We start from the raw sequence: 16595 nt of genomic DNA on the forward strand, positions 1-16595 counted from the left end.
CTCCGGTAAAGGCTCTTCGGCCTGCTGTCGTCATCCGATCCGCACCATGAGCCGTCTTGCAGCTCAGGCTGGCAGCCGGCCGCGCGCTCAACTAGAACTTCCCCAGGCCAGCCGCCTTGCGGCCCATGGCCATTGACCCTGCGAGTCCAAAGGGTCGGTTCCAGCGCTTCAGGATCTCGGATGAACATCGATCTCAACGCGGATGTCGGCGAAAGCTTCGGTCCCTGGACCATGGGAGACGACGCGGCGATGTTCGACATCGTCACCACGGCCAATGTCGCATGCGGTTTTCATGCCGGCGACCCCGAGATCATGCGAAAGACCGCCGAGCTCGCGCGCAGCAAACATGTCGCGATCGGCGCCCATCCCGGCTTTGCCGATCTGATCGGCTTCGGCCGACGCCGCCTGCCGGGCCTGACCGAGCGGGAGGTCGAGAACCTCGTCGCCTATCAGGTCGGCGCGTTCAAAGCGGTCGCGGCATTGACTGGCTATCCGATGACCCATGTGAAGACGCATGGCGCGCTCGGCAACATTTGCAATGACGACGACGCGCTCGCGCTCGCCGTCGCACGCGGCATCAAGGCAGCCGACCCCGACGCGCTCTTCCTGGTGATGCCGGGGATGGCGACGGAACGAGCGGCCGAGAAGCTCGGCCTGGCCTATTTTCGGGAGATTTATGCCGACCGAACCTATGACGACAGCTTCAACCTGACGGATCGCGCCAAGCCGGGCGCGGTGATCCACGATCCCGAGGAAGCGTGCCGACACGTCATGCGCATGCTCGATGCCGGCGCGGTCGTGTCGGTGACCGGCAAGACGCTCAAGGTCGGCATCGATTCGATCTGCGTCCATGGCGACAATCCCCATGCCGTTGCTCTCGCCCGCACACTGCGCAACCAGCTCGAAGCGGCAGGCGTGACGGTGGCGCGCCACACCACATCCTGACCCTCAAACGCCGATCGCCTCCGTCGCGCTGGTGACGCCGCCGATCAGGTTGAGCCCGAGCAGCCTTTCGCTTGTCAGCGGCGCGGCCAGCGGGACGAGCGCGGTGGCAAGGCCCTCGATCATGGCCTGAAGCCGGCGCGCCGCCTCGATTGCCTGCTCGAAGGTCACGATCTCGAAACGCACGGGCGCGCCCGGAGGAATCTGCGCGAAGCGGCCGATATCGGCGCTAATGATGGTCGCGATCTTGGGGTAGCCGCCGGTGGTCTGGCGGTCGCGCAGCAGCACGATCGGCCGCCCGTCGCCCGGCACCTGGATCGAGCCGTCGACGATGCCGTCGGAGACGATGTTGTAGCCGCCGCGATGCGGCAGCGTCGGCCCGTCCAGGCGCACACCCATCCGGTCGGCCTGCCCGCTGAGGCGGTAACCGGCGCTGGTCAGGATCGCCAAAGCCTCGTCGCTGAAATGATCGTCCTGCGGGCCGGGCAGGATGCGGATCGGGCCCGTCTCACCACGTGGAAGCTCAGACAGGCAGAGCAGCACCGCCTCGCGCCCGCCCGGCGTGGCCGGAATACGCGCACCAACCGTGAGCGGTTCGCCACCAATACCAGAGCGGCGATGCATCGAGCGGCTGCCCATGTCCGGTGCGGTCGCGATGCCGCCCTCGACGCCGAGATAGGCATAGGCCGCACCTGGCGCGGGGCGCGCCACGACCGTGCCGCCGTCAGTGACGCGCACCGCCGTGAAGGGGGCGATCTGGCGACCATCGACCTCAAGCGTGCAGGCCGGACCGGCGAGCGCGACCGTGACGTCGCCCTCGGCCGTCAAACGGGCGCCGCCCGGGCCGAGCTCCAGTGCCGCGGCGCCGGCCTCGGCCATCACGAGCAGGTTCGCCGCCGCCAGATGGAAGCGATCCATCGCGCCCGCAGGCGAGACGCCGAAACGCTGATAGCCGAAGCGGCCGCGATCCTGGATCGAGGTCGCGGGACCGCAGGCCTTGACGATGAGCGCGCTCATGGCGCCTCGCAGCGGGCGACAGGGGCTCCGGAGGCCGCCAGCGCATCGAGCCCGGCCCATTCGCCGGGAGCAATGCGCTCGAAACGAATCTCATCGCCCGGTGCATAGGTGAAGACCGGATCGCGCCCCGGCATGAAGCCGCGTGCCGGCGTGCGGCCGATCATATGCCAGCCGCTCGGCCCCTCGACGGTGGAGATGGCGCCCTGCGCCCCGCCGATGGAAACCGACTGCGCCGGCGTCTTCATGCGCGGTTCGAGCCGGCGTGGGGTGGCGAGCGACGGGTCGAGCCCGCTAAGATAGGCAAAGCCCGGCATGAATCCGATCATCGCGACGACATAGGTCGCGGCCGCATGGCGCGCGACCAGCGCCTCCTCGCTGGTGCCGTGGCGCGCCGCCAGATCGTCGAGGTCCATGCCGAAATCGCCGCCATAGACGACCGGCACGCACCAGCGCCGCACCTTGCCGCCTGCCGCGACCGGCCTCTCGCTGAGAGCGAGAATGCGCTCCGACAAGCCCCGGAAATCGGTGCTGAGCGGATCGAGATGGATCAGCAGCGAGCGGTAGGTCGGAACGGTCTCGAGCAGGCCGGGCTGCGGCTCGGCGGCGAGCGCAGCATCGAGCGCCAGCACGCGCGCATTGACGGCGGGATCGATCGCATCCCCGAATTCAACCGAAATGGCGGCATCGCCGCAGCGCAGCAGGCGGGGACGGGGCAAGGTCTCGATCGTCATCCGGTTCTCGCAATGCCCAGAGCATTTCCGCGTTTCTCCGAATCGCGGAAATGCTCTACCTCCTTGTTTTATCGCATTTTCTTCACGCGAACCGGTGTCCACTTCGCTTGAAAATGCTCTAGCGGCCACACCAGACCACGCGGCGCCCGGCTGAGAGCCTCGGCGATTGTCATGCACTGATGCTGCCCGGTTCAAGGCAAAACCGCATCAGGATACGCGCCGCGACCGCGAGATCCTGAATCGCCATCGATTCACGCGGATTATGGCTGCCATGCGCGTTGCGGATGAAGATCATCGCGGTCGGCACACCGTGATTGGCGAAGATCGCCGCGTCATGGCCGGCTCCGCAGCCCATCTGCGGAAAGGCGAGCCCCTCCGCCTCGGCCATTCCTGTCAGGCGCATGGCGAGGCGCTCATCCATCAAGGCGGGCTCGGTGCCCGAAAGCGGCCCAAGATCGATCGAGACGCCGCGGCGCCGGGCGATCTGCGCCGCGACGTCGCGCATGAGATCGGGCGCGCGCGCCAGCAAGGCGGGCGAGCGGCTGCGCAGGTCGATCGAAAGGTCCGCGCGCCCGGCGACTTTGCTGAAGGCGTGTTCCGCCGGGTCGGTCGCAAGCTGTCCGACGGTGATCGTAAGGTCTTCGCCCGCGGCTTCCAGATCGCGCCAGAGCTCATCGAGCCGGAGCGTGAGTTCGGCCGCGGCCAAGGCGGCGTCGCGCCGCAATGCACGCGGCGTGGCGCCGGAATGAGCATATTCGCCCCGGCAGACGACATGGCGAAACCGCGCCGAGCCCCGGATGCCGGTGACGATCGCGGCCGGCGCGCCCTGCGCCAGCAGGACAGGTCCCTGCTCGATATGCGGCTCGATGAAGGCCCCGATCTCCGCAGGGGCGAGGACGCCCTCTCCCGCGCGCAAAGCGTCGAGATCCGCACCGGCCTCCAGCATGTGGTCCCCCAGGCTGCGGTTGTCGTCGCTGCGCTTGACCTGATCGAGCTCGGCCGCCGCGAGCGCCCCGAACGCGGCACGGCTGCCTATATAGGAGGCATTGAACCAGGCGCTCTCCTCAGCCCGGATTACGACCAGAACGATGTCGCGCGGCGGCACGATCCCCGCCCGGACGATCCCGGCGATGACGGCAAGGCTGGCAAGGACGCCGGCGGCGCCGTCGAAATTGCCGCCATTCGGCACGGAGTCGAGATGCGAGCCGATCATGATCGCAGGCTCACGCGTCCGGCCCGGCAAGGTCGCATAGAGGTTGAGCGCCGGATCGCGCCGCAGCGCCAGCCCAAGACGCCCGGCCTCGCGCGCGATGATGTCATGAGCGATCGCCTCGCCGGGCCCATAGGAGGCGCGCGTGATGCCCTCAGTGCCGCCTGTCCTGGCGCTCAGCTCATCGAACAATCGCCCCGCAAGCGCGATATCGGGCTCAGCCGGCAGCGATGGCAGTTCCGATTGAAGCGCCGTCACAGGCGCGCCAGCCGCGCGACGATGCTGGCGCGCACCGCGTCGAGATGGTCGCGCATCGCTTGCGCCGCCTTCTCACCGTCGCCCTCGGCGAGCGCCTGGGCGATCGCAAGATGTTCGCGGCAGGTATCGGTGAAGCGTTCAGGCAGGCTGCGCAGGTCGAACATCAATGTCTGCCGGCGCAGATTGCGCACGATCGCGGCAAGCCGGGAATTGCCGGCCGCATCGGCTATGGCGCTGTGCAGCATGTCGTCGGCGCCCCTGACCTCGGTACGATCGGGCGTTTCGCCAGCTTGCGAATGGGTCAGCAGCGCCTCGAAACGCCCTCGCAGCGTCACCAGCAGCTCCGGCGCGACCCGGCCGGCGGCGATGCGCGCGGCTTCCGGCTCGAGCAGGCGGCGCACGCCGAGATTTTCGGCGAACTCCTCGATGCGCATGGTCGCAACCTGCACGCCGCGCGCGCCCAGGCGAACGATCAGCCCCTCGCTCTCCAGGATCAGCAGCGCATCGCGCAGCGGCGTGCGCGACATGGCGAGCTGCTCGGCCAGCCTGCGTTCGGTGAAGAAAGCGCCGGGCTTGGCCTCCCCCGACATGATCATGTCGAGCACCGCCTCATAAGCCTGGGCGGCCAGGCTCTTCTCCGGCTCAGCGAAGGCGCCGGCGGATTCCTGTGCCTTGGCGGCTTTGCGGGAGCGATTGGCGGCCGAGACCGCTTTCTGTGCAGATGTGTCCAAGCTCTGTGCATTCCAATGGTTGACGAGTGGTATACCACCTCGTAGCGTGACTGCAAGCAAGCTTCGTCGGCGACCTCTGACTATCTTGCCCTGACGATCTTGCGGCGGAGACGGATATGGCTTTTACCGGCGCCCCCACCTTGCCTTTTTCGCGTGAGGAACACCTCGAGCGCCAGGGCCGCCTGCGGCAGACCCTGAAGGCGCGCGGCTTCGACGCCATGCTCGTCTTCGCCCAGGAGAGCCATTACTGGCTGACCGGCTACGACACCGGTGGCTCGGTCTTCTTCCAGTGCTCAGTGGTGACGGCCGATGAGCGCCCCATCGTCTTGCTGACGCGCCGCCCCGACCTGCTCCAGGCGCGCCAGACCTCGACGATGGAGGACATCCGGATCTGGTGGGACGCCGAGGACGCCAACCCGGCCCGCGATCTCAAGGGCATCCTCGAAGAGCTCGGGCTCAAGGGCGCCAACATCGCCGTCGAGCTCAATACCCATGGCCTGACCGGCTGGAATCTCTGGCGGCTGCAGAAGACGCTCGACGGCTTCTGCACGCTCGATAATGACGACCACCTGATCCGCAAATTGCGCCTGGTGAAGTCTCCGGCCGAGATCGACTACATGCGCCAGGCCGGCAAGCTGCTCGACAAGTCGCTCGAAGTGGTGATCGAGACCGCCAGGCCCGGAGTGATGGATTCCTCGCTGACAGCGGCCTATCTCAAGGTCGTGCTGGAGGGTGGCGGCGACATGCCGCCCAATGCGCCCCTGTTCAATTCGGGCCAGCGCGCGGTCTATGGCCGCGGCGTCTCCATGCCGCGCCGGCTGGAGGCAATCGACCAGATCATCGTCGAATATCCGGTCGCCTATCGCCGCTATTGCTGCAAGACCGAGTGGACGATTTTGATGGGCCGCGCCAGCGACCAGCAGAAACACATGTACGAGACGGCGCGGACCACGATGGACCGGATGACCGAGATCGCGCGGCCCGGCACCACCCTGGGCGAGATCTTCGACGTCCATGCCGACGGCCTCGACAAGGGCGGCTTTGCGGCGCACCGTTTCGGCGCGACCGGCTACTCGGTCGGCTGCACCTGGGCGCCGACCAGCATGGACGTGCCGCCGATGATCTATTCCGGCAACCCGACTATCTGCCAGCCCGGCATGACGCTGTTCTACCACGTCATGATCGGCGACAGCGACACCGGCTACGCCATGGGCGTCGGCCATACGCTGCTCGTCACCGAAGGCGCGCCTGAGATCCTGACCGGCCTGCCTGACGCTCTCACCGAAGTCCTCTGAGGGGAAGACCCATGACGCAGCTTCCGATCACACGCCGCAGCGCTCTCGCGGGCCTGGCCGCGACAACCGCCCTGCCCGATCTCGCCTTCGCGCAAGGCGCTCCCAAGACCGTCGGCGCGCCCAAGAGCGGCGGCACGCTGAAGATCAGCCATCCGACCCGCGTCGCCTCGCTCAACGTGCTGCAGATCTCCGGCCCGGCCGAGTATCTGGCTGTCGACATGCTCTATTCCGGCCTGACCCGGATGGGCCCCGACATGCGGGCGCAGCCCGATCTCGCGCTCGAATGGAGCGCCGACGCCGATGCGAAGAGCTTCGTCTTCAAGCTCAAGCCGAACGTCACTTTCCATGACGGCAAGCCCTTCACCGCCGAGGACGTCGTCGCCACGATCAAGACGATCCAGGATCCCAAGAGCGCCTCGCCCGCCCGCACGGTGCTGAGCATGATCGGCGATGTCGCGGCGGTCGATCCGCTGACGGTGAAGTTCACGCTCACCTCCTCCTATGCCGACCTGCCGATCTCGCTCGCCCATGCCAATGCGCGGATTGTCTCGGCCGAGACGCTGAAAGGCCCCCTGACCGCGCTCGACACCAAGGCCAACGGCACCGGCCCGTTCAAGCAGGAGAGCTTCGACAGCGCCCGCATGCTGAAGCTGGTGAAGAATCCGGCCTATCATCAGCCCGGCAAACCCTATCTCGACGCAGTCGAGATGCATCTCTTCCCCGATCTCGCGGCCGAGACGCAGAACTACCTTTCGGGTGCCGTCGATGCGATGCTCGAGGTGCAGCAGGCCGACTTCAAGCGCATCTCGACCGCGCCCGGCAGCGTCGGCGTGCGCACGCCGTCGGGGCGCTTCGTCAATGTCGTGATGCGGCAGGACCAGAAGCCCTTCGACGATGTCCGTGTGCGCCGGGCGATGGCAATGGCGATCGACCGGCCGACGCTGGTCGACATCATCCTGGAAGGCTATGGCCGGCCCGCCGGCGACAATGTGATCTCGCCCGGCTATCGCTACCTGCTCGAGACCACGGCGCCGAAATACGATCCCGCCGCGGCCAAAAAGCTGCTCGCGGAAGCCGGCCACCCGAATGGGCTCAAGATCCCGCTGATCTGCTCCAACCGCCCGGCGATCCGCTCGCAGGTCGGCATCGCGATCAAGGAAATGGCCAAGCCCGCCGGCTTCGACATCGACGTGCAGACCATGCCGCACGACACCTATCTCGCCAATGTCTGGATGAAGGGGCAGTTCTATATCGGCTATTGGGGCATGCAATCGACCGAGGACCAGGCCTTTACCCTGCTGTTCACGACCGACGCCGCCTTCGCCGACACCGCCTGGAACAGCAAGGAATTCGACGCACTCGTCGCCAAGGGCCGCGCCACGATCGACGACGCCGAGCGGCGCAAGATCTATGCGGAGGCCCAGGCGCTGATGGTGCGCGACGTGCCCAGCGTCATCCCCTTCTTCCAGGATGTGCTGACGGCCAACCGCTCCCATGTGAAGAACTGGGTCGGCCACCCGCTCGCGCGCTATTTCTTCGTCGAGAACGTCTGGCTCGACAAGGCGTGATGCGGCCATGAGCGCGGCGTATCTTCTCAGACGGCTCGCCGCGATCCTCATCGTCCTGCTGATCGTCTCGCTGACCGTGTTCTCGATCACGCAGATCCTGCCCGGCAACGCGGCGGTGATGATCCTGGGCGAATACGCCACACCCGCGCAGCTGCAGGCGCTGGAGCTGAAGCTCGGCCTCGATCAGCCCTGGTATGTCCAGTACTGGCGCTGGTTCTCCGGCATGCTGAGTGGCGACTGGGGCGTCTCGATGCGCCTGTCGCAGCCGGTCGCGGCGCTGATCGGCGAAGCGTTCTGGCGCTCGGCGGCGCTTGCCCTGGCGTCGCTGGCGACCGTGACCCTGATCGCGATCCCGCTCGGCATTCTGGCGGCGCTGAAACGCGGCACGCTCATTGACCTCATCATCGGCCTCTTCGCCTATATCGGGACGGCGGTACCCGAATTCGTCACGGCGACCCTGCTCCTGGTTTTCCTGGCCGGGCCCGATCGCGGTTTCCTCCCCGCCGGCGGCTTCGCGTCGCTTTCGGAGGGCGTGGGAGCAGCCCTATCGCATGTCATCCTGCCCGCAGCGACGCTCTCCCTGATCCTGACCGCGCATATCGCCCGGCAGGTGCGCAGCGAGATGTCCGACGTTCTGTCGAGCGACTATATCCGCGCCGCGCGATTGAAAGGTCTCTCCGAGCGCTCGGTCGTGCTGCGTCACGCCTTGCGCAATGCGATGGCGCCGGCGGTCGCAGTGATCTCGCTCGATATCGGCTATCTGCTCGGCGGCATTCTCGTGGTCGAGGAGGTTTTCGCCTGGCCGGGGCTGGGGCGGCTGATCATCTACGCGCTGCAGAACCGCGACCTGCCGGTGATCCAGGCGGCGACGCTGGTGCTCGCCTTCACCTATGCGCTCTCCAACCTCGTCTCCGACATCGTCATCGCCAGGCTCGACCCGCGGGTGCGTTATGCGTGACCTGCTGCGGCATCCAACCGGGCTCGCCGGCGCCGTACTCCTGGCGCTCATCGCCGTGATGACGATCTTCGGTCCGCTGATCGCGCCCTATGACCCGCAGCAATTCCACCCGCTGTCGCGGCTCCAGGGCCCCTCAGTCGAGTACTGGCTCGGCACGGACCAGTTCGGCCGCGATATCCTCTCGCGCATTCTCAACGGCGCGCGCTCGACCATTCTGTTCGGGCTCGGCGCAACCATGGCTGGCGTTGCAGCCGGCGGCGCGATCGGCCTGGTCGCGGGCGCGATCGGGGGCGCTATCGACAGCCTGATCATGCGCCTGCTCGACGGGCTGCTCGCCGTGCCGGACCTGCTCTTCACCTTGCTGATCGTCACGGTGCTGGGCGGCGGCTCGGGCCACGCCATGCTCGCGGTCGCGATCGCCTTCATGCCGGGGCTGGCGCGCATCGCGCGCAGCACGGTGCTTTCGGTGCGCACCCGCGAATTCGTGCTGGCGGCGCAGGCGCGGGGCGAGTCCCCCGCCTATGTCATCGCCTGCGAGATCATGCCCAACACCATCGCCCCGATCATCGTCGAGGCGACGATCCGGGTCTCCTTCGCGATCATGCTCGGCGCGACGCTGGGCTTCCTCGGGCTCGGCGCCCAGCCACCCTCGACCGAATGGGGCCTGATGATCGCCGAAGCCAGACAATACATGTTCCGCAACCCGATCTGCGTCGCGGCTCCCGGCGTCGCCATCGCGCTCGCGGCACTCGGCTTCAACCTGCTCGGTGATGCCTTGCGCGATCTCACCGACCCGCGCGGGCGGCGGTGACGGCGTGACGCAGAACACAGCCATCACCTCCGCGCGCCCCGCCTCCCGCCCTGCCCTGGAGGCGCGCGCCTATTCGCTGGCCTATGAGACGCCGGGCGGCCTGGTCCAGGCGCTCAAATCCATCGACATCAGCATTCCGCGCGGCAAGACGCTCGGCCTCGTCGGCGAATCCGGTTCCGGCAAGACCTCGCTCGCCTGGGCGATCATGCGTTATCTGCCGGGGAATGCGCGCGAACTCGGCGGCGATTTGCTGCTGGCCGGCGAGAGCCTGCGCGCCACCACAAAAAGCCAGATCGCCGATATTCGCGGGGCGCGCATCGGCATGGTGTTTCAGGATCCAAGCACCTCGCTGAACCCGACGCTGACGCTTGGCGAGCAGCTTGCCGAGACCCTGATCCGCCACCGCAAGATGAGCAAGGCGCAGGCCTTCAGCGAGGGCGAGGCTTTGCTCGCGCGCACCGGCATCACCCGCCCGGCTGCGATGATGAAGCGCTATCCGCATGAGGCCTCGGGCGGCGAGAAGCAGCGCGTCGTGATCGCGACCGCCTTCGCCTGCGACCCCGAATGCATCCTGTTCGACGAGCCGACGACGGCGCTCGACACCATCACGTCGCGCCAGATCCTCGACATCTTCCAGAGGCTTCAGGAGGATACCGGGGTCGCGGCGCTCTATATCTCGCATGACCTCGCGCTGGTCTCGCGCATCGCCCATGACGTCGCGGTGATCCATCGCGGCGAGATCGTCGAGCGCGGCGCGACCGCGACGCTCTTCCGCAATCCGCAGCACGACTACACCCGCGCGCTGATCGCCGCCGCGCCCCGCCCCGACATCAGGCTCTCCGGTCCGGCACCCGCCGCCACCGCCCCGACCGTGCTTGCGACGCAAGACCTGACCGTGCGCTATGGCGGCCGCACCCTGCTGCAAAAGCTGACGGGGCGTGGCGAGGCTGCCGTCGAAGGCGCGCGCAATATCGACCTCGATGTCCGCGAGGGCGAGATCCTCGGCATCGTCGGCGAATCCGGTTCCGGCAAATCGACCATCGCGCGGGCCATCGCCGGCATCGCCGATTTCAACGGCACGATCAGTTTCGACGATCATATCGTCCGGGAGCGCGGCGCGATCGGCCGCAGCTATCGCCGCGCGGCGCAGATCATCTTCCAGAACCCGGATGCCTCCCTCAACCCGCGCCAGCGCGTCGGCGAGATCATCGCGCGCCCCCTGAAGCTCTATGGCCTCGCCAAGGGCAGCGGCATCGAGGCACGCGTCGCGGAGTTGCTGGCGCAGGTCAGGCTGCCGGCCGATTTCGCCGGGCGCTATCCGCATCAATTGTCCGGTGGCGAGAAGCAGCGCGTCGCGATCGCGCGCGCCTTCGCGGCGAGGCCGAAGCTGGTGATCTGCGACGAGGTCACCTCCTCGCTCGACGTCTCCGTGCAGGCCGCCGTGGCACGCCTGCTCGTCGATCTCCAGGCGGAATCGAAGGCCTCATGCCTGTTCATCACGCATGATCTCAACCTCGTCCGCCAGCTCGCCCACCGCATCGCCGTGGTCTATCGCGGCGACCTCGTCGATCTGTTCGAGGCTGCCGATTTCGATGCGCAGAAGCGCCATCCCTATACGCGCGCGCTGCTCGAGGCGATGCCGCCCCCGATCCATCCTTGAGACAGGAGATGGCGATGCAGGATATGGCGATGCAGGACTTGGCCATGAAAGAGATCTCCGCCACCACCGGCAGCGGCCGAGCCATCACGTTGCGCTTCGAAAAGGCCGAACACGATGCCAGGCTCGCCGCCACGCGCGCGGAGCTGAAGCGGCGGAACCTCTCGGCACTGCTCGTCTTCGCGCAGGAGAGCCACTACTACCTCACCGGCTTCGACACGGCCGGCTATGTCTTCTTCCAGGTCGGGATCATCACCGCCGACGAGCGTCCCACGGTCCTGCTGACCCGCAGGCCCGATCTGCGCCAGGCCCAGGTCGCCTCGCTCTATGACGATGTCAGGATCTGGCTCAACGCCGAGGGGGCGCGGCCAGCCTACGAGATGAAGGCGATCCTGGAGGAACTCGGCCTGAAGGGTTCGCGTATCGGCGTCGAATTCGCGACCTATGGCCTGACCGGTGCCAATAGCCGCGAGGTCGAGGCGGCGCTCAGCGGCTTCGCCGAGGTCGTCGACGGCTCCGACATCGTGCGCCGGCAGCGGCTGGTCAAATCCCCGGCCGAGCTCTCCTATATCCGCCGTGCCGGCGAGCTCGCGGACGCAGCGGTGCTCGCCATGGCCGGGAAGGCGAGGCCCGGCGTGCTCGACAGCGTGCCGACGGCAGCCGGCGTCGCGGCGATGCTGGAGGGCGGCGGCGACATGCCGGCCGGCGGCCCGCTGGTGAATTCCGGTCCGCGCGCGCTCTATGGCCGCGGCGTCGCCGGGCCGCGCATGCTGGAGGAGACCGACCAGCTCATGATCGAGCTCGGCGCCTCCTATTGCCGCTACAATGTCTGCATCGAGCACACTTTGGTGCTGGGCCAGCTCGACCCGCGTCAGCAGGCGCAGCACGAGGTCGCCTGCGAGGCGATGCGTCAGGTGCTCGACGCCGCGCGTCCCGGGCGGGAGCTCGGCACGCTCGACGACATCCACCGCAAGGTGCTCGACGCGGCCGGCTTCGGCCAGGAACGCTTCTCGGCCTGCGGCTATGCGCTCGGTTGCACCTATCGCCCGACCTGGATGGACGTGCCGCCGATGATCTATTCCGGCAACCCGCTGGTAATGGAGGCCGACATGGTCTTCTTCGTCCACATCATGATCCCCGATACGCGCACGGGGCTCGCAGCCGGCGTCGGCCAGACATTCGCCCTGCGCGAGAACGGCCCGCCCGAGGTCTTCAGCACGATTCCGCTGGCGCTGCTGCGGAGATGAATTCAGCGCCTCGATAATCATTAGCCAGCGCATAAAATCGTAGGCGCACCCCTCCTTCGCCTGGAACCTCAGCGACCAGGACGTCGCCGCCGTTCTCACCTATGTCCGAAACAGCCGGGGCAACGCCGCTCCGGCTGTCTCGGCAAAGGACGTGGCTTCGTTGCGGACAAGCCTGCAGCCCTGACGAGGACGGCTCACCGCGCGGGGAAGCGGACGGTGCTGTCTCAGGCAAGGAGTTCCCTCACCAGCGGCATGACCTTCGTGCCGTAGAGTTCGATGCTGCGCATCAGCCGGTCATGGGACAGGGAGCCGGCGCTGTATTTCAGCTGGAAGCGCGAAACGCCGAGCGCTTTCACCGTGCCCGCGATCTTCCGCGCCACGGTTTCGGGGCTTCCGACATAGAGCGAGCCGCGATCGGCCTCCTGATCGAACTCGGCGCGATTCATTGGCCCCCAGCCGCGCTCGGCGCCGATCCTGTCCCGCATGCGCTTGAAGTCCGGCCAGAGCTCTTCCCGCGCCTGCGCGTCGCTGTCGGCGACATAGCCGGGCGAGTGAACGCCGATGGGCTGGACCGGCCGGCCCATCTGGCTAAAGGCGCGGTTGTAGAGCTCGACATAGGGTTTGAAGCGCAAGGGATCGCCGCCGATGATCGCCAGCATCATCGGCAATTCGTATCTGGCCGCGCGAACCACGGATTCAGGGCTGCCGCCGACGCCGACCCAGGTCTTCAGGGTTCCCGTCTCGATCGGCGGGAAGACCCGCTGGTCGGTAAGCGAGGCGCGCGTGGTCCCGCTCCATGTCACCGCCTTCCCTGCGATGAGCTCGGCGAAGAGATCGAGCTTCTCCTCGAACAGCGTCTGGTACTGGTCGAGTTCGAAGCCGAACAGCGGAAAGGATTCGGTGAAGGAGCCGCGCCCGAGGATGATTTCGGCGCGCCCTTTCGCCACGGCGTCGAGCGTCGCGAAGCGCTGGAAGACGCGGACCGGGTCATCGGAGGAGAGCACGGTCACGGCGGAGCCGAGCTTGATCCGGCTGGTCCGCGCCGCGATCGCCGCGAGCACCATCTCGGGCGTGGAGACCGCGAAATCCTCGCGATGATGCTCGCCGATGCCGAAGAAATCGACGCCGACCTCGTCGGCGAGGACGCCTTCCGCCACGACATCGCGAATGACCGCCGCATGGGACAGCAAGACGCCGTCGGCGCCTGCGGTCACATCGCCGAAGGTATCGAGGCCGAATTCGAGGGCCGGTGTCATAGAGTCATCCTTCTGCGGCGCGTCCAGTCGTCCCGCGCGTGGCGGGCGCGGCGATGGCCCTAGGGGTTGTTATGGACTACGGGGACGATTTGATGAGGTCAAAACGGCGGAGATGGGAGGAGCATTGCGCAGGCGATACCATCGGTATCGGCAAGCGATGCGACGCTGCAGCTCCGTCGTTTTCACCTCACCCGCAGGGCGCGGCGCTTTTGCGCGACTGCGGCGTCGTTCTTCGTAGCAAACCGGAAGGTTTGCGTCCTCGAACTCCTGGCATTCGCGCAAAATCGCCAGCGTCAAATCATCCCCGTAGTCCATAACAACCCCTAGCTAGTCACGCATGCCGCACCGCGCCAGCCGCTTTCGGCCCACCTCCTCACGCGCTGCAGCAGCTGCGTGGCCTCGCCCCGACGAAGATCACGCCGGATTGGTGAGGATCGGCACGCCGCTGCCCGCCGTATGGGGATGCATCAGCCCTGCACTCGTGATCTGATCTCTCTCGGCGGCTCGTGGCGGGGGAGCGACAATGACAGCTTGGTTGAGTGGCGCGCTGAGCCTGGCGCTGGGCGGCGTCCTAGTTGTCGGGCTGGTGATCTGGCCAGCCCATCGCCGCCTGCAGCGGGCCGAGTTCATTCGCAACTACAGCTGGCCGCCAGGCCTGCTCGACAAGCTCGCGGCCCATCATCATCGCAGTTTTACCCGCAAGGAGACGGCCCTCGTCGCCCAAGGCCTGCGGCAGTTCTTTCTCGCCTATCTCAACAGCGGGCAGCGTTATGTCGCCATGCCCTCACAGGTGGCGGACGATCTGTGGCACGAGTTCATCCTCTACACCCGCGCCTATCAGGATTTTTGCGGTCGGGCTTTTGGCGGGTTTCTGCACCATACGCCGGCGGTCGCTCTGGCTGAGGGCCGCAAGCAGGACAATACCGGCCTGCGCCGTGTCTGGCTCCTGTGCTGCCGTGAGGATGGCATCAATCCCACGAACCCGTCGCGGCTGCCTCTGCTCTTCGCGCTGGACGTGAAGCTGAACATTCCAGGCGGCTATCGCTACTATCCCGATTGCGCACAGCTGCGCCGCAACGGCGACGCCGGCTCGCAATGCGGGGGCGACTTTTCCGACAGCTCCTACGACGGCGGGACGGACGGCCTCAACGACAGCAGCGGCAGCGGCGGGTCGGATAGCAGCAGCAGTGACGGCGGTGGAGGCGATGGTGGAGGTTGTGGCGGCGGTGGCGGGGATTAGCTGTTCGCCAAGCCGCCATGTGGGGAGAAACGCAAAATCCGGCCGCCACCGCAACGTGAAAGAACCGTAATGCGCCGGTGAGATCGCCGGCACCTCGGAAGGCTTAGCCTTTGAGGATGGGCCGCATATGGGCGGCCTGGCCAACGGAGAGTTCCGATGTCGGATCTTGCTGAGCCCTTCCCCAATCGGCGTCGCCGGCGCCTGTTCGCTTCGGTTGCCGCCCTGGCGCTGGTCTCCTCGGGCGCCGTCGGCGGCGCGATGATCACCTATGCGAATCCGGCGCGCGCCGCAGCGGTCGTGACCTCCGACCTGCAGGCGCAGGCCGTGCCGTCCTTTGCTCCCATCGTGGAGCGCGTGAAGCCCGCAGTGGTCTCGGTGCGGGTCCTGATCGAGAACATGGCCGACAGCGGAAGCGAGGTCTCCCACGAGCTCGACAAGCTGCCGCCCCAGCTCAAGGAGCTATTCAAGCGCCTCGAGAAGAATGGCGGCGCACAGCATCGGCAGGCGCCCCGGCAAGGCATGGCGCAAGGCTCCGGCTTCTTCGTCTCGGCGGACGGCTATGTCGTCACCAACAACCATGTCGTCGAGCACGGCAAGGTCGTCACCGTCACCACGGAAGACGGCAAGGTGCTCGAGGCCAAGCTCATCGGCACCGATCCGAAGACCGATCTCGCGCTGCTGAAGGTGCTCGCGCCGGGCGACTATCCTTATGTCTCGCTGGCCAGGGACACACCGAAGGTCGGCGACTGGGTCGTGGCGATCGGCAACCCATTCGGCCTCGGCGGCACCGTCACCTCCGGAATCGTCTCGGCGCGCGGCCGCGACATCGGCAACGGCCCCTATGACGATTTCCTGCAGATCGACGCTCCGATCAACAAGGGCAATTCCGGCGGGCCGACCTTCAACCTCAAGGGCGAGGTCGTCGGCGTCAACACGGCGATCTATTCGCCGTCGGGAGGCAGCGTCGGCCTGGCTTTCGCCATTCCCGCCGACACGGTCTCGACGGTCGTCGCAGCCCTTCAACAGGGCGGCGCCGTCCAGCGTGGCTATCTCGGCGTACAGATCCAGCCCGTGACGCGCGACATCGCCGACAGCCTCGGCCTCGACGATGCCTCGGGAGCGCTGGTCGACAGCGCCCTGCCCGGCACGCCAGCGGCAGACGCCGGGGTCAAGTCGGGCGACGTGATCACCAAGCTCAACGGCCAGCCCGTCAAGGATGATCGCGACCTGACGCGCCGTGTCGGTGCGCTGAAGCCAGGCGACAAGGCGGAGATTGCCGTTCTGCGCTCCGGAAAGGAACTCGCCCTGAACGTGGCACTCGCCCCGCTGAAGATTGAGAAGGTCGCTGAAGCCGTCGAGGAGCCGCATGGCGGCGCCTCGGTCCTCGGCGTCCTGCTCGCTCCGGCCAAGCCATCCCATGGTGCCGCCGGGCAAGGCGTCATGATCGCGCGCGTCGACCCCAATGGCCCGGCCGCGAGCAAGGGGCTGAGCAAGGGCGATGTGATCCTCGAGGTCGCCGGCAGGAGCGTCACTCAGCCGGCCGAGGTCAAGGCCGGCATCGCGAGCGCCGCTCAGGACGGCAAGAAGGCCGTTCTGCTCAAGATCAAGACCGCGCAGGGCGCGCTGTTCATGGCCTTCCCGCTGCCGAAGGCCTGAGGCAACTGAAAGTCTCCA

Annotated in this window: 14 protein-coding genes; 9 read left to right on the plus strand and 5 right to left on the minus strand. The window is 67.0% G+C overall.

Going from position 1 to position 16595, the window contains the following annotated elements:
• Positions 1–180 precede the first annotated feature (180 nt).
• A complete protein-coding gene (locus ACSQ3P_RS07330; RefSeq protein ID WP_436164908.1) occupies positions 181–945 on the plus strand; it encodes a LamB/YcsF family protein in 765 nt (254 codons plus the stop codon).
• Positions 946–948: 3 nt separating this feature from the next.
• Here the strand turns inward: ACSQ3P_RS07330 and ACSQ3P_RS07335 are convergent, their stop codons facing one another.
• The 4 genes from ACSQ3P_RS07335 to ACSQ3P_RS07350 form a co-directional block, all read right to left on the minus strand.
• Complete coding sequence (locus tag ACSQ3P_RS07335) at positions 949–1959, minus strand: biotin-dependent carboxyltransferase family protein (RefSeq protein ID WP_436164909.1); 1011 nt, start codon at positions 1957–1959, stop codon at positions 949–951.
• Positions 1956–2690, minus strand: a complete 735-nt coding sequence (gene pxpB, locus ACSQ3P_RS07340; RefSeq protein ID WP_436164910.1) for a 5-oxoprolinase subunit PxpB — start codon at positions 2688–2690, stop codon at positions 1956–1958. Before pxpB ends, ACSQ3P_RS07335 begins: the two co-directional genes overlap by 4 nt.
• A gap of 169 nt (positions 2691–2859) precedes the next feature.
• Positions 2860–4158 (minus strand): hydantoinase/carbamoylase family amidase, encoded by a 1299-nt coding sequence (locus ACSQ3P_RS07345; protein ID WP_436164911.1) that lies wholly within the window; start codon positions 4156–4158, stop codon positions 2860–2862.
• Positions 4155–4889 carry a GntR family transcriptional regulator gene (locus ACSQ3P_RS07350; protein ID WP_436164912.1) on the minus strand — a complete coding sequence of 245 codons (735 nt, stop codon included), beginning with the start codon at positions 4887–4889 and terminating at the stop codon, positions 4155–4157. Before ACSQ3P_RS07350 ends, ACSQ3P_RS07345 begins: the two co-directional genes overlap by 4 nt.
• A gap of 116 nt (positions 4890–5005) precedes the next feature.
• Between ACSQ3P_RS07350 and ACSQ3P_RS07355 the strand changes: the two genes are divergently transcribed.
• The 6 genes from ACSQ3P_RS07355 to ACSQ3P_RS07380 are packed head-to-tail and all read left to right on the plus strand — an operon-like array spanning position 5006 to position 12425.
• Entirely contained in the window at positions 5006–6184 is a 1179-nt protein-coding gene (locus ACSQ3P_RS07355; RefSeq protein ID WP_436164913.1) for a M24 family metallopeptidase, read from the plus strand.
• An 11-nt stretch (positions 6185–6195) separates the two neighbouring features.
• Positions 6196–7752 (plus strand): ABC transporter substrate-binding protein, encoded by a 1557-nt coding sequence (locus tag ACSQ3P_RS07360; RefSeq protein WP_436164914.1) that lies wholly within the window; start codon positions 6196–6198, stop codon positions 7750–7752.
• 7 nt (positions 7753–7759) lie between these two features.
• The gene (locus ACSQ3P_RS07365) at positions 7760–8710 is read left to right on the plus strand and encodes an ABC transporter permease (RefSeq protein WP_436164915.1); all 951 of its coding nucleotides are present in this window, start codon (positions 7760–7762) and stop codon (positions 8708–8710) included.
• Positions 8703–9521 carry an ABC transporter permease gene (locus ACSQ3P_RS07370; protein ID WP_436164916.1) on the plus strand — a complete coding sequence of 273 codons (819 nt, stop codon included), beginning with the start codon at positions 8703–8705 and terminating at the stop codon, positions 9519–9521. The genes ACSQ3P_RS07365 and ACSQ3P_RS07370 overlap by 8 nt, the downstream gene beginning before the upstream one ends.
• A gap of 4 nt (positions 9522–9525) precedes the next feature.
• Entirely contained in the window at positions 9526–11181 is a 1656-nt protein-coding gene (locus ACSQ3P_RS07375; protein WP_436164917.1) for a dipeptide ABC transporter ATP-binding protein, read from the plus strand.
• A 44-nt stretch (positions 11182–11225) separates the two neighbouring features.
• Positions 11226–12425 carry a M24 family metallopeptidase gene (locus tag ACSQ3P_RS07380; protein ID WP_436164918.1) on the plus strand — a complete coding sequence of 400 codons (1200 nt, stop codon included), beginning with the start codon at positions 11226–11228 and terminating at the stop codon, positions 12423–12425.
• 224 nt (positions 12426–12649) lie between these two features.
• Here the strand turns inward: ACSQ3P_RS07380 and ACSQ3P_RS07385 are convergent, their stop codons facing one another.
• A complete protein-coding gene (locus ACSQ3P_RS07385) occupies positions 12650–13681 on the minus strand; it encodes an LLM class flavin-dependent oxidoreductase (protein WP_436164919.1) in 1032 nt (343 codons plus the stop codon).
• A gap of 523 nt (positions 13682–14204) precedes the next feature.
• Here ACSQ3P_RS07385 and ACSQ3P_RS07390 point away from each other — a divergent pair.
• Entirely contained in the window at positions 14205–14921 is a 717-nt protein-coding gene (locus ACSQ3P_RS07390; RefSeq protein WP_436164920.1) for a glycine-rich domain-containing protein, read from the plus strand.
• 156 nt (positions 14922–15077) lie between these two features.
• Positions 15078–16577 carry a Do family serine endopeptidase gene (locus ACSQ3P_RS07395; protein ID WP_436164921.1) on the plus strand — a complete coding sequence of 500 codons (1500 nt, stop codon included), beginning with the start codon at positions 15078–15080 and terminating at the stop codon, positions 16575–16577.
• Positions 16578–16595: the final 18 nt, after the last annotated feature.

Source organism: Allobosea sp. LjRoot9 (assembly GCF_964252745.1).
Classification (GTDB): domain Bacteria; phylum Pseudomonadota; class Alphaproteobacteria; order Rhizobiales; family Beijerinckiaceae; genus Allobosea.